At 29.2% G+C, this 1,706-nt stretch carries 2 protein-coding genes; both read right to left on the bottom strand.

Annotated elements, in window-relative coordinates; translation table 11 throughout:
* Positions 1 to 350 precede the first annotated feature (350 nt).
* A complete protein-coding gene (locus tag CLHUN_RS21475) occupies positions 351 to 1,253 on the bottom strand; it encodes a TIR domain-containing protein (protein ID WP_080066715.1) in 903 nt (300 codons plus the stop codon).
* Between the two features lie 24 nt (positions 1,254 to 1,277).
* A partial coding sequence (locus tag CLHUN_RS22270; RefSeq protein ID WP_165755830.1) for a hypothetical protein occupies positions 1,278 to 1,706 on the bottom strand: 429 nt, incomplete at its 5' end.

Below are 1,706 nucleotides of genomic sequence, written 5' to 3' on the forward strand. Positions count from 1 at the left end.
AGAGGTATATGAACATGAAACACCTTGAAAACTACAGTACAGAGGAAACAGAATCTGAAAATCTAGCAGGGTAACTGCCAGAAACCATGCGGCAAAATTAAATTTGCGCAAAGTACTTGACAGTACCTTTGAATATCTTCTGCACTTTGAATGTCATACTCTTGCAGAAGTTGTCTTATGATATTCTGCTTTCCTTCACTCATCCCAGGTGTTTTTCTCGGTCTTCCCATAATTTAAAAGCCTCCTGTGTTTTATTCTATCACAGAAGGCTTTTACAGAAAATTTCTCGCAGTCTCTTAAAAATATATTAAAGCGTCTCTTTTGCATTTTCTTAATTGTATGTCTCTTTATTATTTAAGAGTTATTTCATCCAAAAACCTTCTTAACTTACTTTCAATCACTGATTTACCCGCAATATTATTTTCGTAAAACAATGTTCTAAATCCTGATACATCAAAAGGCAATTTTTCTCGTTTTTTATCTGCCAACAGAATTGTTGGCTTATTGATTGCGTGTGCATATCCAACCTCATAGAAAACATTTGGATTATTTGGTGTTATATCAGCAATAATTACATACGATTCTTTTATACTATTTATTATATCTTCAATTATTGAGCCTATAGTTATACATTCATCCGCTCTTACACATTCCAAATCAAAACTCTCACATACTGGTCTAATTACTTCAGTATAAAGTTGGTTATATTCTTCTGTAAATTGCATAACTACAAATGCTTTAGGTTTTTGAGATACAACTCTAAAATCTTTAATCTTTATTTCTGAAGGACCAAAAAAAACAATCTGTATTTGGGATTTTTTAATTAATATCTCTTTTGAACTTACAAGGATACCGTTAATATACAGGTTTATTTGTGATCCTATAACTGTAATCCTAGCATCATAATATGTATTAAGATTAAATGAGCCTAGGACACCATTTGAGCTTAACACATCAAATTTTGAGTCTTTAAGTCTAAGTATAGAAAAAGCATCAACAGTATTTAATCCTATGTAAACTTGTGGTTCACTGGTGAAAGAATTTAGAACAATTTGAAATTTTGAAATTTTATCGGTAAATAGGAAATTAAACTTTATTTCACCATTGTCAAAATTCTTATTGCTTGCAAAAGTTGCTACAATATTTTCTTCAACACCGTTAATGTTTTTTAAAGTACTGGGTATATAAGATATTAAATTATTTGCTATATCAACTTTTCCACTTAATGGCAGCCAATTAATTATTTCTGTCATCTTTTTTTAATTCTTCCTCCCACATTAATAAGCGTTTTGATGATAAAAATGAGTTTTATATGCATTATGCCTTTTAGGATTATATTTTGTATCTGATAGTTTAGCTGTACATATCTCTCTCCTATTTTCCATTTTATGAATTATTCTTCCTTTAATAAATTCTTCATCCACAAAAAACTTATATGATTGCTTGTCATTGTCAGTTAATTCTATCTCAATTTCAGAGAATTCTACTGGTACTTCACCATTATTTATTAATCTTAGTTCAACCTGTACTTCATCTTTACCAGAAGCTTTTACTTTTGCTACTTCGACCTTACATTTCTGATTTTTATATTTATCTCTTTCTTTTAAAGTATTAATATTATCTAGAAATTTATCCCGATAATCATCCCAAATACGTTCATCAATTTTATCTAGTTCAAAGATATCAATTATTTTATTTTTAAGCTC

Origin of the sequence: Ruminiclostridium hungatei (assembly GCF_002051585.1) — a bacterium.
GTDB classification, from domain to species: domain Bacteria; phylum Bacillota; class Clostridia; order Acetivibrionales; family DSM-1351; genus Ruminiclostridium; species Ruminiclostridium hungatei.

Bases quoted from the DNA above. Each gene is read 5' to 3' on its own strand.
- CLHUN_RS21475 (WP_080066715.1), bottom strand. From the start codon at position 1,253: ATGACAGAAATAATTAATTGGCTGCCATTAAGTGGAAAAGTTGATATA.